Here is a 24,803-nt window from a genome sequence, read left to right on the forward strand (position 1 = left end):
GAAAAGGAATTTGAGGGCTTTCCAAGAAGCGGAGCAACACAAAAAAGTTTTTTGCCTTATTATCGCTTAAAGCTTGATTTATTTTTAGATAGCAAACTTCAAAATGCTTATATTTAGATTCTGATATGCTGTGTTTATGTGATATACGAAAGCTATGGTATAAGATTAATAAATTGTGATTTTAAGCTCCTCTAAATACCATATCTTGCGATTTTATGCCGCAAAAGTTCCACACTCATTCCTAGCATATCACTTGCTCTATGCAAATCATTTGCACTCTCTATAAGAATCTGCTTAATAAGCTCCTTCTCTAATGTAGCGATAGTATTTTGCTCATCGCCTGACTTATTTTGTGCTACATTCGCACCACTAAATGCCTTTGTTCGGGATTCCAAAAATAAATCCTTTACCCCTATCTCATCGCTATCGCTCAAAATCCCCGCTCGCTCCACCACAGAGAGGAGTTCACGCACATTGCCATACCACTCATACGCTAAAAGTGCATCTTTGGCTTCTTGCGAAAAGTGTTTTTTGGGGAAATTATATTGCGCACATACAGATTCAAGCTTCCACTCACTCAAAGGCAGAATCTCCTCCTTGCGCTCTTTAAGCGGAGGTATGGGCAGGGGGATAGTTTGTAGCCTAAAAAACAAATCCTCCCTAAACTCATTTTTGGCAATTTTTGCCTGTATGTCGGCATTTGTAGCAGAGATAAAACGCACATCAATCTTAATAGGTTTTGAACTCCCTAGTCGCGTAAGTGTTTTTTCTTGTAAAACGCGCAAAAGCTTTGCTTGAAGTGCAAGAGGCATTTCCCCAATCTCATCTAAAAACACACTTCCACCATTTGCAGATTCTAAAATACCCGGCTTAGCGCTCGTAGCGTCTGTAAAAGCACCTTTTTCATAACCAAAAAGTTCAGATTCTAACAAATGCTCCGGAATTGCCGCCATATTGAGCGCGACAAAAGGTGCATTTGCACGATGAGAATGGCGATGTATAAAATGTGCAAATACATCTTTGCCTACCCCACTCTGCCCCAAAAGAAGCACACTCGCATCAGTCTTAGCAACCTTAAGCGCAAGAGCTTTGCTCTCTTCGAGTTTGGGAGAAGAAGCGATGAAATCTTTATCCTGTGTAGTTTTTGGAGCATTTGGCTTTTGTGCTTTATGTGTGATTTGCGTAGCCTTACGACTTCTCTGCAAAGCCTCAATAAGCTCCTCTATCTCAAAACCCTTCACAAGAAAATCTTTCACGCCCAAACGAATAGACTTAATCGCATTTTGCACAGACGCATTCCCCGTAATCACTATCGCCTCATATCGCCCATCAAGCTCTTGCAAAAAGCTTAAGCCATCCATTTGAGGCATATTAATATCAGTAATAATAAGCTCAAAGCTCTCATCAAGCTTTTTGAGTGCTTCTTTTGGATTCTTAAAACTCACAACCTCATATTCTGCATAATCCTCAAACGCAGTCTCTAGCGACTTACGATAGTTAATATCATCTTCTACAATGGCTATTTTCATACCTGCTCCTTTGCTAGGATATACATCATAATGCTTTTATTTACAAGCTTTGCTTTTACTCTTGTAGGGGCGACTTCAAGCTTTACACGTGATTGCAGGGCATTATCTCGCCCACTTGTATCCTCGCGCACATAGACTTTATGCTGCAATAAACACTCAAGCACTTGCTCTTTTTCTTGCTTAATAATAGAAGTAATAAAATATGCCATATCGTCCATAATAGGATACCTACTTGCATCAATCTCGCATTCCTCCACAACCTTATACCCCTTATGCGCTTGGTAATTCATTACGTGCGAAACGCGATATAGCTCACCTTGGGCAAGATTATCGCGACTAATAACTTTATATGAAATAAGAAGCTCCACCTCCACATCTTCAAAATCCTCATTATAAGGCAATGTATCAAGCGTATTTGCTCCATTAAGACTACCTATACTCACTATAAAGAGGAATAATATCCGCGCATAGAATCTTCCCCACATATCTACAATATCCTATCTCCCCTATTGTTTTTTGCGCTCATTTTACTCTTCACTCTTCATTTCCCTCGTTAGATTCATCATCTTGTTGCTCTTTAGGGCAGACATTAGCATATGCCACTTTATCTTTACCGACATTAACAATTTTTACGCCAGATGTATTGCGTCCTGCCTTTCTAATTGCCTCTGTATCCACCCGTATCATCTTACCCGAGCTTGTAAGCACCATCAAATCCATATTTTCATCATTAATATTAACCACACCCACAAGATTCCCTGTTTTTGAAGTAAGCTTTTGGACAATCACGCCCTTACCTGCACGAGATTGCAAACGATACTCGCCCACAAGCGTTTGCTTGCCAATCCCCCGCTCACTCACCACCAAAAGCTTATCTGTATCGCTCGTAATAGTCGTAGCTGCAATAACAAAATCTTTATCTGCTTTAAATGCAATCCCTCTCACACCACGACTCACTCGCCCAATCTCACGCAACTCATTAACCCCAAAGCGAATGCACATACCTTGATGAGTAGCAATAAATAATTCTTTCACGCTCACATCAACAATATGCGCCGTTACAAGCTCATCATTTTCATCAAGATTAATTGCTTTCACGCCCACACTGCGGATATTGCCATATTCTTTGAGATTTGTACGTTTGACAATACCATTTTTAGTAAAGAACACAAGCGATTTATCCTCATTAAAATCTGTGGTTGTAATAGTCGCCATAATTTTTTCATCGGGCTGAAGGTTAATGAGATTTACCACTGCCTTACCAATAGCGGTGCGCCCTGCTTCTGGAATCTTATAGACTTTGAGCCAATAGAGCTGTCCCCTATTTGTTACAAACATAATCGTATCGTGCGTATTTGCCACAAAGAAAGATTCAATAAAATCATCTTCGTGTGTATTGCCACTAATCTTGCCTTTTCCGCCACGATTTTGCTTTTCATAAGTTTTAAGTAATACACGCTTAACATAGCCTCTATGGCTCATTGTAACCACTACTTTTTCATTTGGGATTAAATCCTCTACCTCAATAGCATCATAATCCTCCTCAATCTGCGTGCGCCTTTTGGTGCTAAATTTTTCTTTAACCTCCAAAAGCTCCTCTTTAACGATACCCTTAAGCTTCTCCTCACTTCTTAAAATAGAATCCAAATAGGCAATCTGCTCTTGGAGCTGTGCATATTCTTCATTAATTTTATCGCGCTCCAAGCCTGTTAGTCGCTGTAAGCGCATCTCAAGTATGGCTTTTGCTTGTAACTCACTTAGCTTAAATTTGCTCACAAGTGCCTCTTTTGCCTCATCTGTATCAGCACAAGCACGAATAGTTTTTATCACCTCATCAATATGATCAAGCGCAATAATCAAACCCTCTAAAATATGCGCTCTTGCCTTAGCTTTCTCAAGTTCAAAAATGCTTCTGCGGATAATAATCGTCTTGCGATGTGCAATAAAAATATGCAATAACTCAAGGAGATTAAAAATCTTTGGCTCTTTATTATTAATTGCAAGGAGAATAATCCCAAAAGTGCTTTCCATAGTCGTAGATTTAAAGAGATTATTGAGTACAATTTCACTCATTGCATCTCTTTTAAGCTCAATCACTACCCTAATCCCTTCTCTATCGCTTTCATCACGCACTTCTGCAATACCATCAATGACTTTTTCCCTTGCAAGTTCAGAAATCTGCTCAACAAGCTTTGCTTTATTAACCTGATAAGGCACTTCATCAATCACAATCACATCTTTTGTCTTTGTTTTTTCAATATGCACCTTTGCACGCACGCGTATGCGCCCTCGCCCTGTGCGATAAGCCTCTAAGATTCCAGCCTTGCCATAGATAATACCGCCTGTTGGAAAGTCTGGTCCTTGCACAATATGAAGCACATCTTCCACATCTTGTGTATCATTATCAATCACATAAATAAGCGCATCAATAATCTCATCAATACGATGAGGCGGAATAGAAGTCGCCATACCCACCGCGATACCGCTTGAACCATTTACAAGCAGATTAGGAAATCTCGCAGGAAGCACATCGGGTTCATTGAGTGTATTATCATAATTTGGCACAAACTCCACCGTATCTTTATCAATATCGCGGAGCATTTCCTCACTTGCACTTGTCATACGCGCTTCAGTATAACGCATAGCTGCCGCACCATCGCCATCAATAGAGCCAAAATTACCCTGCCCATCGACAAGTTCAAGGCGCATTGAAAAATCCTGTGCCATACGCACAAGGGCATCATACACTGCTGTATCGCCGTGTGGGTGATATTTACCAATCACATCACCCACAATCCTTGCACTTTTTTTATAAGGGCGACGAGGAGAGAGGCTAAGCTCATTCATCGCATAAAGAATCCTCCTATGCACCGGCTTTAGTCCATCTTTTGCATCAGGCAATGCTCTCCCTACAATCACACTCATAGAATAATCAAGGTAACTTTCCTTCATTGATTCATCAATCTGTACATCTATGCTTCTCTCTTCTAATACGCTCTGCATTATCACTCCCAATTATGTTTTATAAACCGCGTATTCTAGCCTATTCTTGCTTAAAATTAGACTTATTTCTTAAGTAAATATAGTATATAATTTTGCATCTTTACAATAAGTGAGAATCTAATCACTAATGGACATTGCAGAAAAAACGATTCTTTTGTGTCTTATGGGATTTTTTGGCGCAATCACACCCGGACCTGATATGCTCCTTACGCTTAAAACTACTCTGCGCTTTGGTGTAATACAAGGATTAAAAGTATTGCTAGGTATTGCAAGTGGTTGGTGTCTTTATCTTGGGCTTATTTATGCAGGATTAAGTCAATGGCTTAATACTCCCATTACACAGCTCATTCTTAGCCTCATTGGCGGGAGTTATTTGCTGTATTTAGGCTTTTTAATGCTCACTATGAAAGCACAGCAATATGATTTAGGAGCATCTCAAAATATGCACAAAGATGGCTATATACAGGGATTAATTATTAATCTTTCAAATCCTAAAGCCATTTTATTTTTTGTATTTTTTAGTTACACCTTTTATTGATGAGAGTATGGAGCTTGGATTCATCGCGCTATGGTGTTCGCTTTTTGCTGCTTTTATATGTGTTATTATCTGCGCAAGTATCGCACGAAGTTACATCAATACACGCACTTTTGTTGTAATTGATAGAATCTGCGGATTACTCTTTGTGTGTTTTGCGTGGCTTTTGTGCTTTGAATTTGGCGAATTATGTATAAAAATTACAAATAACTTTTCCTAATAAACCTTTAATGTAGCATAAATCTAGATTTGAGCAAATATTATCCCATCACAAGCTAAAAATCATAGATTCGAGAATCTATGATGAAATGCCTATCCAGCCCTTAAGATAAGCCCTTATATTATGTGCGACATCGTCCCACTCACCCATTTTACTCTGTGTCATACATACAACAGATTCATACCACGGCGTTACTATACCATTTCCCCAACGCCAATCATAGCTTTTATGGAGCAATACAAGTGTATGCTTCCCCATACTCGCGCTCAAATGAGCCACCGCTGTATCAATGCTAATAACTATATCCATATCTTGAATAATCTCATAAGTATCGCCAAAATCATTCATTTCTTTTTGGATAATCTCATAATCATTGATTTTCTCACACGGCGCTTTATTTAGCGAGTAGATAGCTAGATGTTGGCTCAAATCTTGCAAAGCACTCATTAATATTTCAAGCGGAATGCTTTTATTTTCTGCCTCACTAAATTGCGAATCTGTGCTAAAACAAATGCCTATTTTTTTAATGTTTTTATCTTCAATAGTAGCGTTAGATTCTCTCTTATCTTTTTGTATTTGGAAAGGCATATAACGCAAATCCTCTACGCTTTTTACCCCAAGAGCTAAAGGTAAGGATACAAGCGAAAGAGCCACATCATATTGCCCTACTTCACTCAAACACGATGTGCAAGGAATATGAAACTTTGTAAAAAGAGGCACAAGGGATTCTTGCACGATTACGCATATTTTTTTAGCTTGTTGCTCTAAAAGTGGCAAAAATCGCGCAAACATAATACTATCGCCAAAGCCTTGCTCATAATACACAAGCACAGATTTATCTACAAAATCCGCTTTTCCTCCATTATATTGCCATAAAGATGTAATACCCTCTGGCAGCATTTTAGGAAGCTTTTTTCGCTCCTCATAGATTCTAAATCCCTCCTCAAAATGCAATCTTTTGAGCAAAAAATGCGCATAATTAATACAATAATGCGTCTTGTTTGGATTTAATGCAATAGCTTGGGTATATAGTGCAAGCGCGTGCTGTGGATTAGCATTTGCATAATTAAGGGCATTCGCATAATTAAATAAAAAATCGCTCTCATCTTTGTAATGCTCATAAATCGCGCTATACACCTGCACCGCCTCTTCATATAGCCCTATGCGCATATAAGTATGAGCAAGATTCACCCCCGCATCAAGATAGCCTTTGTTTAGGGCGCTAATATATAATTCTATGGCTTCTCCAAAATGCTTTAGCCCCACCTGCGCATTGGCGAGATTAAACATCGCCCCCAAATCATTAGGATCAAGCTTAATGGCGATTGTATAATGCTTTATTGAGCTTTGAGAATCCTCTATATCTGAATACGCTTTGGCAAGATTAAAATGCAAATGCGCACTCATCTGCATATTCTCATCACTCTCTAATAATATCTCAAGCTCTGTAATACACCGCGTAGGCTTACCCGCTCGGCGATAGGCTTCAGCAAGATTAATGCGATGATTTGGTTCTGTGGGCTCACATTGTGTAGCTTGAGTGAAATACTCTATTGCCCGCTCATAAAACTTAAGCTCAAGCATTATGATACCGGCTAGATTCCATATATCAGCACGTGTGCAGTCAATCCCTAAAATTTGAATACATATATCCACACATTGATGATAATGCTTTTGCTGATACAGCTGATATGCCATCTCCACTGCAGAGACGATATCAAAATTTCGTTGAGACATTTGCACCCTTTGATAACTAACTTTGATGTATTAAAGGGCTGAAGCAAAAAAAATGCCACCCTTGTTTAAAAAGAGTGGCAAAAGGGGTAAAAGAAGACTAGAATACTATACCAAAAATCACAGAGAATCGTTGGTAGTTGTTTTTAAAGTCTTTTGAGCGCAAATCATTTGTAATAATCCCTGCACTTGGTTCGCGTGAAGTATTCGTCAAGTCTCCCATTATGTATCGCACACCAAAGCTAAATACATTTGAGAATTTTATACCCGCGCCAAGCCCATACACGAGCCCTTGATAGATATTATCAACAGATGCATCATTCATAGTATCGCTTACATAGAAAGTATCGGTGATACTATGATACCCATAGCCTATCATACCTTGAATATAGTATGAATTCACCTGCACACCTAAAATCACAGGAATTTGTATGCCCCAACCATTAAAACCTACATCTGTCTTTACTGCATTCCCACCTGGAAGACTACTGCCTACAGCAGGGTCAAAGCCATTTGAATCCCCTGTGGATTTAAGATAAAGGGGAATAGTAATTTCTGTCCCAATATATGGGCGCACATTGCTTGCTGCTTTGATAGAAGTGATATAAAGAGAATATCCTAAATCTGCAGAATGTAGATTCAAATCTCCAAGTTTGCTATATGAGTATCCCACGTGCCCTTCATTAAAAAGATACCACCTTGCCACATTACCCGCTTTGGTAGAGCCATCAAGAATACTGCCACTTGCAAAACTCCCCGTGACTGTTTTTTTGGCATTTGTGAGTGATTGGGCATTGAGCTTGTTAGTAGAATTATTAGTTGTAGCACCAAAAGCTATACTAGAAGCCGCTACAAGCATTAGAAATACTTTTTTGAAGAAAATCATATCTTACTCCTTTGAGTGAAATAAAATGGCGTATCATACCACAATAAACCAACATCGACTTTAAAAGTATTCTTTTTAGCTAAAAACATCAAGATTCTAAATCAAATCTGCATAATGGAGCATTCTGCCATCTTATAAAATTTTAAGGCGTGATAATAGCAGTAGGAGATCGGTTTGTAGCGTGAAAAATCGTGCTTTTATAAAGCCTTGCATAATATTTCATAAGATTTTTTTGTACGATAGGTTCAATACTTGGCACAAACCACGCATTATTGCTTGTTACAATCACATATTGAGGATTATCGAGGTAAAATCCCTTATATGTGCCCTCATAACATATCGCATTTTTAAATCGCACACCTTTTATATCAAAATAGCCAAAGTTCTCTCCCGCACTAAATCCCCCTATGCCTTCAACAAACGCATTAATAACAGGAGCAAGGGGTGAAGGAATATACTCGCCAAAAGGCACAAGAAGCACCTTATCATAAAAACTTGCCTCTGCATTATCAAACTTAAAAGTGCTATTAAAATATAAAGCCTCCCCTTGTTTAAACTCCACACGCAATGCCCCAACGATAATCACAATATCTCTACTTAATGCTAATAATGTATCATAGGGCGCGAATCCATCAATCTCAAGCCAATCTAAGGGTGCATAAAACGCGCTCTCTGGCAATACCACAACATCATATCCCTCCTCTATTGCATTACGCACAGCTTGTATATGCCCTGCAAAAATCATCTTCATTTGTTCATTACGTGTTTTTATATCTTGATTCACATCACTTTGGATAAGCTTTATTTTGAGTGGCATTTGAGGCGGGGATTGTAAATGAGATGAAAAACTCTGCCAATCAAGCGCCATAACAAGGCATACTACCCCAAAAAGCCTCCACCACGATTGATATTTCACAAGTAGCCACAAGGCAAGTATTACTAAGGCAAAACTCAATTTATCTACCCCAATGTAGCTATAAGCAAACACGCTCTCAAGCACAATCCAATCAAAACCAAGAGGGGTAAGGAAACTTAAAAAAAATAAAAATGCAAAACGCACAAGGAGGCATTCGCACCATAAACCAATGTAAAATACAAAGCCAAAAAATATACCCACTAATACCACCACTATGGGAATAAACCAAGTTAAATCAAAGTATCGCATTCCCAAAGAAATCCAATAAAACCATAAGATTCCAATGAAAAACCCTACGCTAAATCGCCGATTTGCAGGTGTAAAAAGCACACTTGCGATACTTAATAATCCAAGAATAGTTGCTAAAAATAAAGGTATATCTGCAATAGCACATAATTGCAAAAGCCATTGCACATAAAAAGGCGAAGTAACTCCTAGCGCAAACACAAAAGAAATACTAAGCCATAAAAGAGTAGGCTTATAAGTGCTAGGATCACGCCACGAAAATGAAGTGTATGGAATATCAAGTAATTTTTGAGGCGAGAAAAAACAAACTTTTGATTGAAAAGAAAACATACAGACTAAATAAGAATCTTATTTGAAAGTCGTGCCACCATCAATGACTATTGTTTGTCCTGTCAGCCACGCACTTTGTGTTTCATCACAGAGGAAAAAAGCTGCTCCTGCAAGATCCTCTGGTGTCCCCATACGATTGAGTGGAGATTCTTCTTCTACTTTAGCTTTTACTTGCGCATAATCAGGAAAAGCCTTAAGTGCATCAGTATCAATAGGACCGCCACTAACTGCATTTACGCGTATGCCCCACTCGCCAAGCTCCATTGCTGCATATTTTACCATTGTTTCCACTGCATTTTTAGAATTGCCGTGTCCTGCATAATTTGGCATATACACAAGATTGCCAGTTGAACTAAGAGAGACAATCGCCCCGCCGCCAACTTCTTTCATACGTTTTGCTGCTTCCTGCGCGCCCACGACAAAAGCAAGCACTGTGGCTGTATAGATATTATTTAGTCCTCTAGGTTTGAGGCGCATAAATGGCGCAAAGCCACCTGCAACGCTTTTACCATAGATAATAGCATTAGAAACAAAAAAATCAACGCGTGAAAAATCTGCATCAATTTTCTTAAAAAGCTCAATATATTGCTCGGTTTCTAGGACATTGAGCGGATAGAATCTCGCCTTAATCCCATATTTACTCTCCACATCACTCGCAATTTTTGCTGCCTCTTCTTCATTTTTATTATAAGTAAAGGCGACATTCACGCCATTTTGAGCAAATTTATACAAAATAGCTTTACCGATTCCCCTCGTAGCCCCGCTAATTACGAGTGTTTTGCCTTTCATAAAATCTGCTGTGCAAGTCTGTGCATTCTTCATATTTTCACCTCATATTGTTCTAAGATTGTTTGTATTTTAGCCATATTTTCCTTAGAAGGTGGCACTAATGGCAGGCGATATTCCAAATTTTGCAATAATCCTGCTAAAAACATCGCCGCCTTAATAGGTATAGGATTGCTCTCACAGAAAAGAATCTTATTGAGTTCATAGAGCTTAGTATTGAGCTCATAGCTTTTTTGCATCTCTCCAGCAAGGGCAAAATGCGTGAGATTAGCTATTTCTTGTGGCATAAGATTACCAGTTACAGAAATCACGCCCTTGCCATTATTGGCTAAAATAGGAAAATTAATCGCATCTTCTCCGCTTAAAATAGCAATACTAGGCACTTCTGCGCCAAGTGCTACCACTCTATCCATAAGCCCTGCTGCTTCCTTAATAGCATAAATATGGGGATATTGCGTATGTAGGGCTTTTATGGTATCTATTTCTATATTTACGCCGGTGCGAGAGGGGACATTATAGAGCATTATAGGGATTTCAACCGCATTTGCCACTGCTTTATAATGCTCAAATAAGCCTTGCTGCGTTGGTTTATTATAATATGGACTTACACACAAAAGTGCATCAGCTCCACATTTTTGTGCAAAAAGTGCAAGCTCTTGTGCTTCGCTTGTAGAATTACTCCCTGCTCCTGCAAGCACTTTTACATTGCTTCCTTTGCATATTTGCACTGCAGATTCTATACATTCCATATGCTCTTTGTGTGAGAGTGTGGCAGATTCACCTGTTGTCCCCACAGGCACACAAGCGTCCATTCCATAGGCGATTTGTCGTTTTATCAATCTCTCATAACTTTCAAAATCAACCTTGTTATTTTTAAAAGGAGTGATAAGCGCACTCATTGCTCCAAAAACCATACCTATCTCTCCTTGTCTGTATCTTTGAGGATTACCACACTAAGGGAATCTTCCACAAAATATCGGTTTGCCACTTCTTTTATTTGCTCTATATTTAAAGCATTAATATTTCGCTCATAAGAAAGCAGGGGCATAATATCCCCGCGCACCAAATAGCTTCCAAAAAGGTTAGCCACCGATGAAGAGCTCTCAAGACTATAAATAAAACTCGCCCTTGTGTTAATTTTTACCTTTTCAAGTTCCTCTTGAGAAATATCGCCCTGCTTAATGCGCTCCAAGATTTTATAGATTTCTTCCTCGAGTCTCTCTGCGCTTACACCCTGCTTTGCTGTAGCAATAATCAAAAACACACCCTCATCTTTAAGTTCCATATTGTACGCATAAATACTTGTTGCAATTTGCTGTTTATCGATGAGTTCAGTTTGAAATATACTTGATTTTCCAGCACTCAAAATCTCACTTATTGCGCTTAGAGCAACTTGATCTTTACTTAAGAAATTAGGAATTTTATAACCCATAGCAAGATATTCAAGCTCTGAATCTTTTTTGACAATGCTTCGCCTTATGCCATCTTGCTTAGGCTCTTTAGCTGTTACTTCAGGGATTGGTGCATTATTTTTCAACACCCCAAAATACTTCGTAGCAGATTCAAATACCTCATTTGGCGTAATATCCCCACTCACAAGCACAATCGCATTTTGTGGCTGATAAAAAGTGTGATAAAAAGAGACAATATCCTCAATACGCCAACTTTGAATATCCTCCATAAAACCAATAGGTGTCCAATGATAAGGGTGATAGATAAAAGCAGTATTAAAAAAACGAAAATACAAATAGCCCATAGGAGAATTATCTGTGCGCCACAATCGCTCTTCTGCGACAACATTGCGCTCTGGAGCAAACTCCTCATCTTTAAGCAAAAGATTACTCATAAGTTCAGCAAAAAGCTCTAAGGACTTATCAAGATTGCCCGCACTTGATTTAATGAAATAGCGCGTATAATCAAAACTCGTAGAAGCATTACTTACACCACCAAAGCCTTTGACAATCTCATCAAACTCTCCGGCTTTGAGATTGCGCGTGGATTTAAAGCTCAAATGCTCAAGCATATGCGCAATACCGCTTTTTCCCATTACCTCATTGCGACTACCAACTTTATAAAACACATTTGTTTCAATTACCCCGCTTTGATTATCAAGTGGCACAACTACAATTTGCAAACCATTCTCAAGCGTCTTTGTAAAGTGCTTAGGCAAAGCACTTGGAGTAAAAGTTTGAGGGCTTATTATTTGAGAAATGCTCATTAATACTCCTAAAATAAACTTCACAATCTACTCTTTTTGAGAATCTACCCTATCTATTTGAGTGATATTTTGATTGTCTTGCACCTTAGCATCATTATCTGTTGTAGTTTGAGAAGTAGGATTTTGCAAATTATTTGTATAAGAAACATTTGCGTTTGCCACGCCACTCTCTGTATGTATTTCTAAGAGGGATTTATTGCTCTCTTCTAGCTTTGATGCAGATAATGCAAGTAGCTCTTGTTTGCTTTTTCTACCACGTTTTTTAGGGGCTACCTCACCCTCATTTGATATTGCTTTTTGTGGGCTTTTGCGCTTCTTAGTATTTTTTATTTTGTTTTTAGTTTCTGTGGTTTTTGATTCTTTGGTACTTTTAATTGCATTTTTACTTTGCTGTGTATTTTCTATATTTGTTGCATTTTTTGGCTTTCTGCCACGCTTTTTGGGAGCTATCTCTTGTGATATTTCTTTACTTTGTGCTTCTTTGCCCTGTTTTTGTGCAGAATCTACTTTTGGTGCATCTGTCTTAGATGCTTTTATCGCTCTAGCACCTTTTTTTGATTGATTGAGTATATCATATCCTATCGCCTCGCTAAGTACATTAAAACCATCTGCTCTTAAAAGCTGTAATAAGCCCTCATTAATTTCTCTACATAACTTTGGACCTTGAAAGACTAATCCACTGAAAACTTGCACAAGCGATGCGCCAAGCTTAATACGCTCATACGCCTCCTCTGCATTATCAATACCCCCAACAGAAATAAAAGTAGTTTGACCAAAAAACGCCTCACTTAAAATCTTTAACACCTCTTTTGATTTTTGTTTCAATGCACTTCCGCTCACGCCCCCGCTTTGCTTAGCACCATTTAACACACTATAATCAGTTGTTGTATTTGTTGCAATCACACCATTTGATCCATACTTAATACTCGCTTCCACAACTTTCAACATTTCAGCCTTATTCATATCAGGAGAGATTTTTATAAAAAGCGGTTTTTGTGTGTGTGAACGTGCCATTAAAAAGAGTTCTTGTACGAATTTAGCATTTTGCAAATCGCGCAAATTAGGTGTATTGGGCGAAGAAAGATTAAATACAAAATAATCCCCCACCTCCAAACAATCAAGCAACACATTTTCATAATTTTTGAGTGAATCTTTTGGAGCAATAATCTTATTTTTACCCACATTAATGCCAATTGGGATACTATAAGGATAGATTTTTTTTAATCGAGAGGCAACTTTAAATGAACCTTGGTTGTTAAACCCCATTTCATTTTGCAAACTCTTCTCTTGGACATATCGAAAAAGGCGGGGTTTTGGATTGCCTGTTTGGGGAGCTTGAGTGATTGTGCCAATTTCTAAAAAGCCAAACCCTAGCGCAGATAATCCTTTTATCATAGTTGCATTTTTGTCAAACCCAGCCGCTAATCCCACAGGATTATAGAATCTCATACCTGCTACTTCTGTATATAAACTCTCATCAAACACACAATGTTGCGAAACGACATAATCTTGCACCAAAGGGAGTGACACGACATTTTTAAGTGTCCATTCCGTAAAACTATGCACTCTCTCTGCATCAAACTTAAAGAGATAAGGAGAAAACTCCTGATATATTGACATAAGACACCTCTATGTATATTAAAATTTTGGAGACCAATATAAAGTATTATTGTAGCAAAAAAAATAAACCTAAGGTTTTGATGGTGGAGTGTAGGGGGGTCGAACCCCTGACCTCAACGCTGCCAGCGTTGCGCTCTCCCAACTGAGCTAACACCCCAAAGCCCTACGCGAACCTAAGATTCTGCCTTGTTGTTACTTAAAAGATTCTGATTTAATTCATTGTAATGTTTAAGATACACTTCATGCATTTGCTCTTGGAGCTTTTCATACCATTGCTCATCATCAAAATCAGGTGTGAAAGCCTCCATAAGCACCACTCTTGCCTTATTTGATTGAATGGAGATAGGGGAGCTATTATAAAGTTTGCGCGTATTAATAAGCACTGCGGGTTGGATTCTAAGCTTTAACTTAGAAGCAAGAATCTTTGCTCCTGATTTAAAGGGCAAAAATTTCTCCTCCCCCTTGCTCCGTGTGCCTTCAGGGAAAATTGCTATAGGGCGGTTTTCTTCAAGATGCCTCTTTGCCTCTTTGATGAGATAAACGATGCTTTTTTTATCTTCCCTATCAATAAGTATCATATCGGGGGCTTTAAGTGCGTGCCCATAGAGTGGAATCTCCCCAAGCTGTTTTTTTGCTACCCAACAAAGATTTGAAGGGTGATAAGCTTCAAAATAAATAATATCTGTTACGCTTTGGTGATTCATTACAAGAAGTTGCGCATCTTTGTCATATTCGCCAATACGCTCTACTCCTAATCCATTCAAAGAAAAAAACCAACGGCATTGTCTCCTTGCCCACCTGCCATTATTTCTACCACGAGTGAGATATATTTGCACGATAATAAAAGGCAAGTATATTGCAATAGAGAGAGTAGCCACTATGGCTCTAATTTTTGCTAACATATTCTTTCCTTATCCAACCAACTTTGGATTCTATCATCACCTTGTAATATTCCTCATATTCACCAATAATTGCCACGCGCGTAGGTGTTTTAATCACTTCCATAATCGTAGAATTACGCGTGGGGATAATGCTCACATTTGCCCCAGCTTGTGCTATGCCTGAAGTTGCGCCAAAAAACACATTATAGCCAAGCACCAAAAGAAGCACGCCTAGCACAGCAAGGCTCACTTTGCGCACTCTTTTAAACACAATCCACACAAGCACAACAAAAACAATAAGTCCGCCAATAAGGAGATTCTTAAAGATTAAAATCGTATTGCGTGGCTTAATATCCCCGCTCTCATCAGTAATATTTTGTGCAAGATGAATAGGCAATGAAATATTAACAAACTGATGCTGTGTGAGATTAAAATAATCAAAAGAGAGGGAGCGAATGGATTTATCAAGTACAACATAATAAATACCATATGTTGTATTATCAATCACTTTACTATTTTCTAAGCCCTGCTTTGGATATTTGGCAATTTTCATTGCATTTAAAACCGCACCCTTGCTTTCAAATTGAAAAATCACAATATTATTGTTTTCATCATATTCTTTTACACGATAATCCACAACCTCAAAATTATCAGCAATAACAGAAATATAATTTGCATTGCTTGATAGCTCAACAGCTTGAAAAGTCGCGCCTTGTGCTATAACCTCCTCTTCATAGCTCCCATCAGCAGAAAGCACCTTAATCGACAAAGGAGGAATGATTACATTTTTACCAGTAATGTTATACACATAGGTATTCAGTAGCACGCCATTGCTACTACTTTGCCAATTTGCATTTTTGCTTTTTAAGACGACATTGTTTTTTGCACTTAAATCAAGCAATTGTGTATCCACAAGCTTCGCACCAGAAAGCAGGGTAAGGCTATATTTAACTTCTATATTTTGCCCGACATACAAACTTGCATCTGTGCTAGGAAACTGCACATTTACATAAGCAATCTTTGGAGTAACATCTGTCTTTGTATCTCCTAAAGCATAACTTAAAGATAATAACAAGCCCATAAAAGCATATTGCAATCTTTGTAGCATCATTCTCCCTCAAATTGGAATCCGCAACAAATTATCTAGCATTGCTATACCATCGCGGCTACCAAGTATATCCTTAATCGCTCTTTCAGGGTGAGGCATTAAACCAAATACATTTTTGTTTTCATTACAAATACCAGCAATGCTCCCTACCGAGCCATTAGGATTAGCCACATACTCAAGCAGAATCTGTCCCTTTGTGCGAAGATGCTCTAATCCTATCTCATCGATAAAATAATTACCATCAGCGTGAGCAATGGGCAAAGTAATTTCTTGATTTGTGGCATAAGAGTGCAAAAAGGCATTGTCTCTATTAACTACTTTGAGGATTTGCATTTTTGAGATGAAGTGCAGATTCACATTGCGTTTTAATGCACCGGGCAAAAGCCCTGCTTCACAAAGAATCTGAAAACCATTGCAAATACCAAGCACATAGCCACCAGATGCAGCAAAATCCCTAATTGCTTTCATAATGGGCGAAAATTGTGCTATTGCTCCACATCGTAAATAATCCCCATAGCTAAAACCTCCGGGTATGACAACAAGATGTGAATCCTTGGGTAGCTCCTCATCTTTATGCCACACGATAGATGTTTTTGCACCGAGCATATCAAAGGCATATTGTGTGTCAAACTCGCAGTTTGTCCCCGGAAAGCGGATAATAGCCACATTCATTACATAATCTCAATGCGATAATCTTCAATAACAACATTGGCAAGGAGTTTTTCGCACATATCTTGCACGATGGCATACGCCTTTTGAGAATCGCTCTCTTGCAAGTCTAAAATAATCTCTTTTGAGAGTTTTACGCCCTGCAAACTCTCAAATCCATTCGCATTCAATGCGTGATAAATAGCCTTTGCTTGAGGATCAAGCACCCCTTCTTTTAAACAAATAAGAACCTTTGCCTTCATCATTATCCTCTATGCCAAAATACGGCGCAAAACTTCTTCATAGGCAACTTTCACGCTTCCTAAATCTTGCCTAAATCTGTCTTTGTCAAGCTTTTGGTTGGTATTTTTATCCCAAAAACGACAGCTATCAGGGCTAATCTCATCAGCAAGAATGATATTCCCCTCGCTATCGCGCCCAAACTCGAGCTTAAAATCCACAAGCTTCAAATCTCTTTTATCAAAAAATGCCTTAAGTATGTCATTAATCTTACGCGCCTGCGCTCTTAGAATCTCAAGCTCACTTCGCGCTTTGATTAAACCTAGAATCTCACAATGCTCATCATTTATCAGCGGATCGCCAAGCGCATCATCTTTATAATAAAATTCCACAAGCGCATAAGGGAGGATTGTCCCCTCTTTGATACCCAAACGTTTTGTAAGTGAACCTGTGGCGATATTGCGCGTAACCACTTCTATGGGGATAATAGAAACTTTTTTGCAAAGCATCTCATTTTCGCTTAACTGCTCTATAAAATGCGTTTTAATCCCCTCTTTTGCTAAAAGCGTAAAAAGCAAAGTGCTAATACGACAATTTAATGCGCCCTTGCCAGATTCTGTGCCTTTTTTTTCTGCATTAAAAGCTGTCAAATCATCTTTAAATACTGCGATAAGCGCATTCTCATCACTTGTTTCAAAAAGTTTCTTGCCCTTTCCTTCATATAACATTGCTTTCTTTTCCATTATTTCCCGCCCTTACTCTTTGGATTAGCGCCTATTACATTCCACGCTCTCAACACATCAATCGCGCTTTTAAGCTGAATATCTTGCTGAATCATAGCATTTGTAATGGTTTTTTTATCCTCATTTTCAGTCTTTGCCTTTGCATTTGGCACATTAATCTTATCAAGCTCTCCTTGCAAATGCCTTTTTAAATCTGATTCTTTAATGCTAAAATTATTTTCATTTTCAGGCGCAGCACCCGGATATATCACAATATCAGGCGTAATGCCCACTGCTTGAATCGTCCTTCCACTTGGAAGATAATATTTTGCAGTAGTAAGCTTTAAGCCCTCATTTTGATCAAGCTGCATCACCGTTTGCACACTACCCTTGCCAAATGTTTGTTCTCCAATAAGCACAGCGCGTTTATGGTCTTGTAATGCACCAGCGACAATCTCACTTGCACTTGCACTTCCACCATTAATAAGCACCACCACAGGCAAATCAGCATAAGGTGCACTTTTAGCTTTGTATTCGATATTTTCGCCCTTTGCACGCCCTTTTTGTGTAACAATTACACCACTTTTGATAAAAAGTCGGCTCAAATCAACAGCTTGATCAAGCACTCCACCGGGATTATTACGCAAATCAAGCACAATACCCTCAACTTTGCCAAGCTGTTTAAGCTCACTCACTACATTGCGCACGACATTTTTATCAAATGAAGAGATGCGCACATACGCAAAATTGCTTCCTTCAATTTTGCGCACTTTTACAGAATCTACTTTAATAATATCACGCACAATACTAAAAACAAGCGGTTTTGATTCGCCCTTGCGCACGATTGTAAGCTCTACTTTTGTGCGAGGCGCACCACGCATAAGATTCACCGCATCATCAATGCTCATATCAATTGTGCTTTTATCATTCACTCTTAAAATCACATCACCACTTTTAAGTCCTGCTTTATCTCCGGGTGTGCCATCAATAGGCGCAATAATCGTCAAAGCTCCATCTTTTAAACCAACGGTAATACCAATGCCTCCAAACTCGCCATCAGTATTAGCGCGTAAATCATCAAATTTCTTTTTATTGAGGTAATTTGAATGTGCATCAAGATTACTCAAAAGCCCATCAATTGCCTTATCTACAATTTCATCAAAACTCAATTCATCAACATAATTCTCTTCAACAATCGCCATAACACGGCGCAATTTTTTAAAAGATTCTAGCTTATTGCTCTCTTGCACCTTTGGTTTGGCTTTTTGTGTCTCATCAGCCATCAAACCCGCAAATAATGCTGAACTCACTAATAATGAGATGATGATACCCGATAAAACCACTCGCGATTTATTCATCATTGTTGCTGCCCCTTTGTTGATTGCAATAAAAATTAAAGCAAGATAAAGGATATTATTCTATCTTAAAAAGATATATGTATCCCTAATATTCTCAAGTTTCTTTCAAGAAAAGTCAATACAATGCAGAAAATACGCCTTTGCTAAGCGATTGCGCTTAGAATCTCCCCACATTTTTGTTATTTATATGATGAGTTAAGAATGTGAGATTCTAAAATTTTTACAAAAATGGCAAAATGTATAAAATCTTAGAATCTAGAATCTAAGCTAAAAAATATTTTTTAATCTTTCTTTATCGCAAAAAGAAAAAGGGCTTATCCTCTCCCCGCTCCCCTTAGCAATAAAGTATATCTTTAATTGCATTTAGACTAATGGCGCACAAAATGCGATACTTTGAAAGAGTCGTCGGGTGGGGGGTATATTAAGGAGCAGGGGCGACTTCACATTTGTGCAAAGCACCAATCCATACTTGTAAATTTAAGCCCCTCCCCCTTATAAAAAAAGAATCTAGTAAATTTGGTTTAGAATCTAGAATCTTTTGCAAACTCTGCTTTTGCGCCAATTTACGCTTTGTGATTTTATAGCGCACAAAGCCTACGCCCTAAGCAACCTCCACACAGCCACACAAGAAGCACAGCACATTATACCTAGAATCACTATTGCTATACAAAAAGAATGCAGATAGATTGAGAGTGCCTCATTGCCAAGCTCTGCAAGATTTGCACTTGCAATCATAGAAATATACTCTCCTCCTAATCCTGCTGTATTGCACATTATGCTAATAAAAATAAACATTAAAGCACCATAGAGTGCCACGCCCACAGCTTCGCTCCCCAGCCGAGCAGAATTTAGCACACCCGCTGCAAGTCCAGCCTTACTCACATCAACGCTACTTAGGGCGAGATTATCAATACCTCCAGCGTGTAGTCCCATTCCTATGCCGATAATAAAAAGAAGTAAGAGTATGAGGACAAGCTGCCATTGTGATGTGGCAAAAAACACAACAATAGGGAGAATGATTAAGCCAACGCTCATCAAAAGCGACATCATAAGGGCAAGTCTTTTTGGATTCCACCCATTATTTAGCATTTTTGAAACAAGTATTGGGCAAAAGAGCATAGGCGTGGTGAGTGCAAGCATATATAAGCCAGAAATTGAAGCACTTAAGCCAAAAACTGCCTGCAAAAAGCTTGGAAAATAAGTCAAAAGCACCACAAAGCTAAAACCTGCAATGATAGTAACAAGGCTAAAGCCGAAGAATTTTTTATTTTTAAGCACCTCAAAATCTAAAAGTGGGGCTATACCCTTTGTGCGTAGAGATTTTTGCTGCCATATCAATGCACCTGTAAAAAGGATAAAAGCAATTAAAGCGATAAGGGTTTGGGTATCAAATTGAGCCAAAGAAGTAATACATATCATAAAAGAAAACAGCGAGGCGATAAACAAGAGCGCACCTATGCAATCAAAAGGAGCTTTTACCTCACTATTTGGTATATCTTTTGGCAAAACAGGGCTCAGACACAATACAAGAGCTAAAACAATAAAATGAAAGGCAAAAATAGAACGATAAGAAAGAGTAAAACCTGCAATAGAAGTAGTCGCAAAAGCATCAATGAGTAGCCCAGAAATCGTGGGTCCAAATGTAATCCCAAGCCCTGCTGTACTCCCAAAGAATGCGAATGCCTTTGCCCTCTCCTGCTCCTTGAAATTTCTAATAAGCAAACTCGCCCCACAAGCAAATACACTCGCTCCTCCAATACCTGCTAAAGCACGAGCTATATCTAAGATAAATAAATCTTGTGCCACAATAGAGAGCAAAGAACCAAGCACATAAATACATACGCCAAGCAAAAGACATCTTCTTGCACCAAATGTATCCGCCATTGCACCCCAAATCAGCGTAAAACTTGCAAAAAACAAATTAAACGCATTTACAACCCATTGCAAAGCCATAGTGTCATCGCCTAATTCTTGTGCGATAAAAGGGAGGGCAATAGCTGTCCCAGAAATCGAGCTTGGCACGACAAAAACCGCCAAAAGTATGGTTAAAAGTAGTAGAGATGTATTTGTTTTCATTAGGCTTCTCCTTTTTCTTTAAGATTCATAACAGGAATGCTTTAAAGGGCGGTGCAAAATCACGCCATTATCCCATAGTATCTCCTCGCTTGTATTGAGAATTATGCAAGGCAGTATCGAAAATATCTCTTGAAGCAAAAACTTCGTCTCAATTTCAACTAGATTTCGCCCCATACCCAAACTGCAAGTGTAATTTGTTTTCTCTAATAGTGTGTAAAAGCGGAATTACCAAAAACAAGTTAGTCTATAAATATTCTATTATTTATAGAAATAGCTCTTTTTAAAGTAAAAATAATAAAAGATTAAGGGGAAAATCTGCAATTAAATTAATACCCTCTAAATTGCTACGCGATACACAATCTATGTAAGGTTAGGAAATATTAATCAAGCCTTAAGGATTCTAGACTTAAATCAATAAAAATTTGTTATGCTATTTTCATTTGTAAAAAAACGCGCTCTTTTTGTTCCAAGTTTAAAGCAAGCATTACTTACAGCGCTATCATTAATAATATCTCTCTCTTGCACATCACAGAGAAAATCCTGAATCACATTACGATTAACAAAAACAGGCAAATAACCTTCACCTACCCTACTCATAAGCCCTAAAAATACGCCTTTTTTATCATAGAATGCTCGTCCATAGGTAAATTCCTCATACGAATCTCGCTCCATTTCAAAGCCATATATACGCTCTTGCTTACGCGAAAAATCATAATATGAGGCGAATTTTTCAAGCTTCATACTTCGAGTATCAAATACAAACGCACTATTAAGATAAGGATAAAATGCTTCGGTATGCTTGGTAATAAGCGCATTTGAGGCAAATACATCTATGCCAAAACGCTTGTAGATTCTATCTTGGTAATATGTTTTATCGCGCAACTGACAAAAGCTATCTACAAATTGTGTTGTTTTTAAAAGCGCAAGTCCTGAATCCAAATCAAGCGCCTTAATGCTCAAACTCGCCACGCACATCATATTTGCATTAAGATCATCTTGCATTTTGGCATAGATGACTTTAGGGACAACCTTGCCATTATATACCACCTCTGCAGAAGTGATGTAGAATCCATTTTGGAGCAATGTCCCAAACCCCTTTCTAAATGAGCCATCGTGAAATGAAGTCTCTATAATAGCCGTGCTATAAATCCACTGCGGTTGGGTAGGTAAAGTCATATCCTTAGGGTGCAAAACGCCCTGTGCTGTATCTTTGACTTTTGTTTGCTTATCTGTTTGTGCAGGGGTGGCTTGCGTTTGTTTAGAATCTGCATCTGCTTCTAATGATTGAGGAATGTTCATAAAAAGCTTTTGTGGGCTTTCATAGCCCTCCATTACTGCCTCTACTGAATCTTCAGAAGCAGTAAGCAAGGGAGTATATCCTATACATACCATACCCCATACACATAAGCGAAAAACACCCTGCTTAAGCACCCTACATCCCTTTTGTTCAAAAATTGTTAAGTTAATATCGGTAAAATCCGCGCACTTTTTTATACCCCATAAAGTCCTGATGATTGAAGGAGAAAAAATGCAAGAAGAACTAAAAGTATATGACATCAAACAAGAAGAATTAGAAAAACTCAAATATGCACTTATAGAGGTAAGCAAACCAAGCGGAGAATCGCTTGGAGTAATGACTTTAAAGCTTTTTATAGAAGCTCCACAAAATGTTACAAATTTCGCCACTCTTGCCCAAAGTGGATTCTACAATGGACTTACCTTTCATCGCGTGATTCCTCATTTTGTCGCTCAAGGTGGCTGCCCTGTGGGTAATGGCACAGGAGGTCCGGGCTATCGCATCAAATGCGAACTCAAAGACAATCCACACAAACACACAAGAGGTGCGCTCTCTATGGCTCACGCGGGACGCGACACAGGAGGGAGTCAGTTTTTTATCTGCTTTGCCCCACAGCCTCATCTTGACGGAGAACACACGGTTTTTGGCAGAATCGACATCAAAGATAAAGCAAGTCTTGCCGTGCTTGATGCAATCAAAGAGGGTGATATTATTAAAAGTATTACCATTTATGAATCTCTGCCTCAATCTTAAAGAAACAAAAAGAATAAAGCGCCTAGAATGAAACACTTACTTCCTCTCACGCTTATCACAAGTTTGCGATTTTTTGGGCTTTTTATTGTGCTACCTATTATCGGGCTTTATACTGATGAGTTTCAAACAAGCGCATTTCTTGCAGGACTTGCCGCTGGAGGCTATGCGCTGACACAAATCATATTTCAAACACCCTTTGGAATCTTAAGTGATAAATACAACCGCAAACATATCGTTGGCATTGGCTTACTCATCTTTTTGATTGGCTCTTTGGTATGCGCATTTTCTTCAAGTATTACAATGCTTATCATTGGGCGATTTTTGCAGGGTGCGGGAGCGATTGGTGGGGTGGTAAGTGCGCAAATTGCTGATTTGGTGCGCGAGGAGCAACGCAATAAAGCAATGGCAGTAATGGGAGCTGGAATCTTTACAAGCTTTATACTTGCGATGTTTTTAAGCCCTATTGTCGCAAGTCATTTTGGGCTAGAAACCTTGTTTCTTATCACAAGTGCGCTCTGTGTGCTTTCTCTTATTATCCTCTACACAAAAGTGCCTGATACACCGCGCGTAAAATATCATTTTAATGAAAGCAATGCACAAAATATCCTTACTGATAAGAATCTTCTCATTATGAATTTGAGCGCATTTTTGCAGAAGTTTTTGATGATTTTTGCCTTTGTGTGCGTAAGTATTACACTCACACATCATTTTGGTTTAAGTGAAGATGAGCTTTGGTATATTTATGCTCCTGCTGGGATTGCTGGAGTTTTTGCTATGGGTCCCTCATCGGTTTTTGCACAAAAAAAGGGGCAGTTTAAAGCTGTAATGCTTGCAGGTATCTGTGCATTTGTATGCTCATATTTCCTAATGGCATATGCAATGAGTCACAATGAGCTTATTGTCTTTGGCATTGCAGTGTTGATTTTTTTTATGGGATTTGCCATTCACGAGCCTATTATGCAATCTCTTGCAAGTCGCTATCCAAAGGCACATCAAAAAGGTGCGGCACTTGGTGTTTTCACAACACTTGGATATGCAGGAAGCGCACTTGGGGGTATCTGCGGCGGGTGGCTTTATGAGGAAGTCGGGCTTTTTGCCCTTTCGCTTGGTATTGCAGGAGTGTGTATTATATGGGCGATGCTTTTAATGATATTTTTAAATAATCCCAAAAATCATAAAAATATCTATCTCCCCTTAGATGAATCTCCTCGTTTAAATATTCTCGATAAACAACAAGGCGTCATTGAATGGTATATAAATCAAAGTGAAAATATTGCTATTATTAAATATGATGATACGCTTATTCACAAAGAGCAGATTCTTACTCTTATTGACAAAAAGGAAGTAAATGGAGCTGTATGAAAAAATTATTATTGCAAGTGCAATGGGGCTATATCTCTGTTTTCTTATTTATCAAAACAGAGATTATTTTGTAAAAAATCCCCGCTCAAAAGCAAAAAATGACAAAAAAGATAATACAGAATATGAAACAATAAAAATAGAGACAGAAGATAAAAGCGATGCTTCCATAGAGATTAAGATTCCAAAAGATAAAAAAGATAACAATAGTAGAAATGGTCATTGCAAAGTGAAGCAAGTAGAAACAAAATATGGTAGTATTTCTGTTAAAACACCAAGAGATAGAAATGGTAGTTTTAATCCTATAATAATTGAGAAAGGTCAAACTAAACTTACTG

24 protein-coding genes and 1 tRNA gene are annotated in these 24,803 nt (G+C 38.5%); 5 read left to right on the plus strand and 20 right to left on the minus strand.

The genetic code is table 11. The features are described from left to right. Positions 1 to 191: 191 nt before the first annotated feature. From J1E28_RS04415 to gyrA, 3 genes are read right to left on the minus strand one after another with little or no spacing between them, the layout of a single operon-like run. Complete coding sequence (locus tag J1E28_RS04415) at positions 192 to 1,529, minus strand: sigma-54 dependent transcriptional regulator (protein WP_291027159.1); 1,338 nt, start codon at positions 1,527 to 1,529, stop codon at positions 192 to 194. After that, on the minus strand, positions 1,526 to 2,014 hold the full coding sequence (locus tag J1E28_RS04420; RefSeq protein WP_291027161.1) for a hypothetical protein: 489 nt from the start codon (positions 2,012 to 2,014) through the stop codon (positions 1,526 to 1,528). Before J1E28_RS04420 ends, J1E28_RS04415 begins: the two co-directional genes overlap by 4 nt. A 49-nt stretch (positions 2,015 to 2,063) precedes the next feature. Continuing rightward, the gene (gyrA, locus tag J1E28_RS04425) at positions 2,064 to 4,532 is read right to left on the minus strand and encodes a DNA gyrase subunit A (protein ID WP_291027163.1); all 2,469 of its coding nucleotides are present in this window, start codon (positions 4,530 to 4,532) and stop codon (positions 2,064 to 2,066) included. Between the two features lie 127 nt (positions 4,533 to 4,659). Here gyrA and J1E28_RS04430 point away from each other — a divergent pair, with 127 nt between their 5' ends. Continuing rightward, positions 4,660 to 5,070 (plus strand): LysE family translocator, encoded by a 411-nt coding sequence (locus J1E28_RS04430; protein WP_291027165.1) that lies wholly within the window; start codon positions 4,660 to 4,662, stop codon positions 5,068 to 5,070. Next, the gene (locus J1E28_RS04435; protein ID WP_291027167.1) at positions 5,042 to 5,287 is read left to right on the plus strand and encodes a hypothetical protein; all 246 of its coding nucleotides are present in this window, start codon (positions 5,042 to 5,044) and stop codon (positions 5,285 to 5,287) included. Before J1E28_RS04430 ends, J1E28_RS04435 begins: the two co-directional genes overlap by 29 nt. Before the next feature lie 78 nt (positions 5,288 to 5,365). Here the strand turns inward: J1E28_RS04435 and J1E28_RS04440 are convergent, their stop codons facing one another. The 17 genes from J1E28_RS04440 to J1E28_RS04520 form a co-directional block, all read right to left on the minus strand. Next, positions 5,366 to 7,024, minus strand: a complete 1,659-nt coding sequence (locus J1E28_RS04440) for a tetratricopeptide repeat protein (RefSeq protein WP_291027169.1) — start codon at positions 7,022 to 7,024, stop codon at positions 5,366 to 5,368. A 97-nt stretch (positions 7,025 to 7,121) separates the two neighbouring features. After that, complete coding sequence (locus tag J1E28_RS04445; RefSeq protein WP_291027171.1) at positions 7,122 to 7,907, minus strand: hypothetical protein; 786 nt, start codon at positions 7,905 to 7,907, stop codon at positions 7,122 to 7,124. 142 nt (positions 7,908 to 8,049) lie between these two features. After that, a complete protein-coding gene (gene lnt, locus J1E28_RS04450) occupies positions 8,050 to 9,399 on the minus strand; it encodes an apolipoprotein N-acyltransferase (RefSeq protein ID WP_291027173.1) in 1,350 nt (449 codons plus the stop codon). Positions 9,400 to 9,417: 18 nt separating this feature from the next. Continuing rightward, positions 9,418 to 10,188, minus strand: a complete 771-nt coding sequence (locus tag J1E28_RS04455) for an enoyl-ACP reductase (RefSeq protein WP_291027202.1) — start codon at positions 10,186 to 10,188, stop codon at positions 9,418 to 9,420. A gap of 29 nt (positions 10,189 to 10,217) precedes the next feature. Further along, the gene (dapA, locus tag J1E28_RS04460; protein ID WP_291027175.1) at positions 10,218 to 11,099 is read right to left on the minus strand and encodes a 4-hydroxy-tetrahydrodipicolinate synthase; all 882 of its coding nucleotides are present in this window, start codon (positions 11,097 to 11,099) and stop codon (positions 10,218 to 10,220) included. A gap of 2 nt (positions 11,100 to 11,101) precedes the next feature. Beyond that, positions 11,102 to 12,403: a pitrilysin family protein gene (locus J1E28_RS04465; RefSeq protein ID WP_291027177.1), complete on the minus strand. Its 1,302-nt coding sequence runs from the start codon at positions 12,401 to 12,403 to the stop codon at positions 11,102 to 11,104. A gap of 27 nt (positions 12,404 to 12,430) precedes the next feature. Beyond that, positions 12,431 to 14,023: a dihydroorotate dehydrogenase (quinone) gene (gene pyrD, locus J1E28_RS04470; RefSeq protein ID WP_291027179.1), complete on the minus strand. Its 1,593-nt coding sequence runs from the start codon at positions 14,021 to 14,023 to the stop codon at positions 12,431 to 12,433. Between the two features lie 81 nt (positions 14,024 to 14,104). Then, positions 14,105 to 14,180, minus strand: a tRNA-Ala gene (locus tag J1E28_RS04475). Positions 14,181 to 14,196: 16 nt separating this feature from the next. Next, positions 14,197 to 14,925, minus strand: coding sequence for a lysophospholipid acyltransferase family protein (locus tag J1E28_RS04480; protein WP_291027181.1), 729 nt, complete (start codon positions 14,923 to 14,925; stop codon positions 14,197 to 14,199). Next, positions 14,909 to 16,012: a hypothetical protein gene (locus J1E28_RS04485; RefSeq protein ID WP_291027183.1), complete on the minus strand. Its 1,104-nt coding sequence runs from the start codon at positions 16,010 to 16,012 to the stop codon at positions 14,909 to 14,911. The genes J1E28_RS04480 and J1E28_RS04485 overlap by 17 nt, the downstream gene beginning before the upstream one ends. Before the next feature lie 9 nt (positions 16,013 to 16,021). Further along, positions 16,022 to 16,684 carry a phosphoribosylformylglycinamidine synthase subunit PurQ gene (purQ, locus tag J1E28_RS04490; RefSeq protein ID WP_291027185.1) on the minus strand — a complete coding sequence of 221 codons (663 nt, stop codon included), beginning with the start codon at positions 16,682 to 16,684 and terminating at the stop codon, positions 16,022 to 16,024. After that, complete coding sequence (gene purS, locus J1E28_RS04495; protein ID WP_291027187.1) at positions 16,684 to 16,923, minus strand: phosphoribosylformylglycinamidine synthase subunit PurS; 240 nt, start codon at positions 16,921 to 16,923, stop codon at positions 16,684 to 16,686. The genes purQ and purS overlap by 1 nt, the downstream gene beginning before the upstream one ends. A 9-nt stretch (positions 16,924 to 16,932) precedes the next feature. Continuing rightward, positions 16,933 to 17,643, minus strand: a complete 711-nt coding sequence (purC, locus tag J1E28_RS04500) for a phosphoribosylaminoimidazolesuccinocarboxamide synthase (protein ID WP_291027189.1) — start codon at positions 17,641 to 17,643, stop codon at positions 16,933 to 16,935. Continuing rightward, positions 17,643 to 18,980 carry a S41 family peptidase gene (locus tag J1E28_RS04505; protein WP_291027204.1) on the minus strand — a complete coding sequence of 446 codons (1,338 nt, stop codon included), beginning with the start codon at positions 18,978 to 18,980 and terminating at the stop codon, positions 17,643 to 17,645. Before J1E28_RS04505 ends, purC begins: the two co-directional genes overlap by 1 nt. A 594-nt stretch (positions 18,981 to 19,574) precedes the next feature. Continuing rightward, positions 19,575 to 21,056, minus strand: coding sequence for an MFS transporter (locus J1E28_RS04510; RefSeq protein WP_291027191.1), 1,482 nt, complete (start codon positions 21,054 to 21,056; stop codon positions 19,575 to 19,577). Positions 21,057 to 21,074: 18 nt separating this feature from the next. After that, positions 21,075 to 21,230, minus strand: coding sequence for a hypothetical protein (locus J1E28_RS04515; RefSeq protein ID WP_291027193.1), 156 nt, complete (start codon positions 21,228 to 21,230; stop codon positions 21,075 to 21,077). Between the two features lie 237 nt (positions 21,231 to 21,467). Next, positions 21,468 to 22,487, minus strand: coding sequence for a hypothetical protein (locus J1E28_RS04520; RefSeq protein ID WP_291027195.1), 1,020 nt, complete (start codon positions 22,485 to 22,487; stop codon positions 21,468 to 21,470). A gap of 97 nt (positions 22,488 to 22,584) precedes the next feature. Here J1E28_RS04520 and J1E28_RS04525 point away from each other — a divergent pair, with 97 nt between their 5' ends. The 3 genes from J1E28_RS04525 to J1E28_RS04535 form a co-directional block, all read left to right on the plus strand. Further along, on the plus strand, positions 22,585 to 23,106 hold the full coding sequence (locus J1E28_RS04525) for a peptidylprolyl isomerase (protein ID WP_291027197.1): 522 nt from the start codon (positions 22,585 to 22,587) through the stop codon (positions 23,104 to 23,106). Between the two features lie 27 nt (positions 23,107 to 23,133). Further along, on the plus strand, positions 23,134 to 24,468 hold the full coding sequence (locus J1E28_RS04530; RefSeq protein WP_291027199.1) for an MFS transporter: 1,335 nt from the start codon (positions 23,134 to 23,136) through the stop codon (positions 24,466 to 24,468). Further along, positions 24,455 to 24,803 (plus strand): transposase (locus J1E28_RS04535; RefSeq protein WP_291027201.1); only part of this gene is annotated, 349 nt, incomplete at its 3' end. The genes J1E28_RS04530 and J1E28_RS04535, both read left to right, overlap by 14 nt.

It is taken from the genome of Helicobacter sp. (assembly GCF_022511165.1).
Classification (GTDB): domain Bacteria; phylum Campylobacterota; class Campylobacteria; order Campylobacterales; family Helicobacteraceae; genus Helicobacter_C.

Excerpts from the sequence above, each read along its gene's own strand:
- J1E28_RS04445 (WP_291027171.1), bottom strand. The coding sequence starts at position 7,907 with ATGATTTTCTTCAAAAAAGTATTTCTAATGCTTGTAGCGGCTTCTAGT.
- J1E28_RS04420 (WP_291027161.1), bottom strand. The coding sequence starts at position 2,014 with ATGTGGGGAAGATTCTATGCGCGGATATTATTCCTCTTTATAGTGAGT.
- J1E28_RS04480 (WP_291027181.1), bottom strand. The coding sequence starts at position 14,925 with ATGTTAGCAAAAATTAGAGCCATAGTGGCTACTCTCTCTATTGCAATA.
- J1E28_RS04525 (WP_291027197.1), top strand. The coding sequence starts at position 22,585 with ATGCAAGAAGAACTAAAAGTATATGACATCAAACAAGAAGAATTAGAA.
- J1E28_RS04530 (WP_291027199.1), top strand. The coding sequence starts at position 23,134 with ATGAAACACTTACTTCCTCTCACGCTTATCACAAGTTTGCGATTTTTT.
- J1E28_RS04455 (WP_291027202.1), bottom strand. The coding sequence starts at position 10,188 with ATGAAAGGCAAAACACTCGTAATTAGCGGGGCTACGAGGGGAATCGGT.
- pyrD (WP_291027179.1), bottom strand. The coding sequence starts at position 14,023 with ATGTCAATATATCAGGAGTTTTCTCCTTATCTCTTTAAGTTTGATGCA.
- J1E28_RS04415 (WP_291027159.1), bottom strand. The coding sequence starts at position 1,529 with ATGAAAATAGCCATTGTAGAAGATGATATTAACTATCGTAAGTCGCTA.
- J1E28_RS04430 (WP_291027165.1), top strand. The coding sequence starts at position 4,660 with ATGGACATTGCAGAAAAAACGATTCTTTTGTGTCTTATGGGATTTTTT.
- J1E28_RS04465 (WP_291027177.1), bottom strand. The coding sequence starts at position 12,403 with ATGAGCATTTCTCAAATAATAAGCCCTCAAACTTTTACTCCAAGTGCT.
- purS (WP_291027187.1), bottom strand. The coding sequence starts at position 16,923 with ATGAAGGCAAAGGTTCTTATTTGTTTAAAAGAAGGGGTGCTTGATCCT.
- gyrA (WP_291027163.1), bottom strand. The coding sequence starts at position 4,532 with ATGCAGAGCGTATTAGAAGAGAGAAGCATAGATGTACAGATTGATGAA.
- J1E28_RS04485 (WP_291027183.1), bottom strand. The coding sequence starts at position 16,012 with ATGCTACAAAGATTGCAATATGCTTTTATGGGCTTGTTATTATCTTTA.
- J1E28_RS04505 (WP_291027204.1), bottom strand. The coding sequence starts at position 18,980 with ATGAATAAATCGCGAGTGGTTTTATCGGGTATCATCATCTCATTATTA.
- dapA (WP_291027175.1), bottom strand. The coding sequence starts at position 11,099 with ATGGTTTTTGGAGCAATGAGTGCGCTTATCACTCCTTTTAAAAATAAC.
- J1E28_RS04515 (WP_291027193.1), bottom strand. The coding sequence starts at position 21,230 with ATGGGGCGAAATCTAGTTGAAATTGAGACGAAGTTTTTGCTTCAAGAG.
- J1E28_RS04440 (WP_291027169.1), bottom strand. The coding sequence starts at position 7,024 with ATGTCTCAACGAAATTTTGATATCGTCTCTGCAGTGGAGATGGCATAT.
- lnt (WP_291027173.1), bottom strand. The coding sequence starts at position 9,399 with ATGTTTTCTTTTCAATCAAAAGTTTGTTTTTTCTCGCCTCAAAAATTA.
- purQ (WP_291027185.1), bottom strand. The coding sequence starts at position 16,684 with ATGAATGTGGCTATTATCCGCTTTCCGGGGACAAACTGCGAGTTTGAC.
- J1E28_RS04510 (WP_291027191.1), bottom strand. The coding sequence starts at position 21,056 with ATGAAAACAAATACATCTCTACTACTTTTAACCATACTTTTGGCGGTT.
- purC (WP_291027189.1), bottom strand. The coding sequence starts at position 17,643 with ATGGAAAAGAAAGCAATGTTATATGAAGGAAAGGGCAAGAAACTTTTT.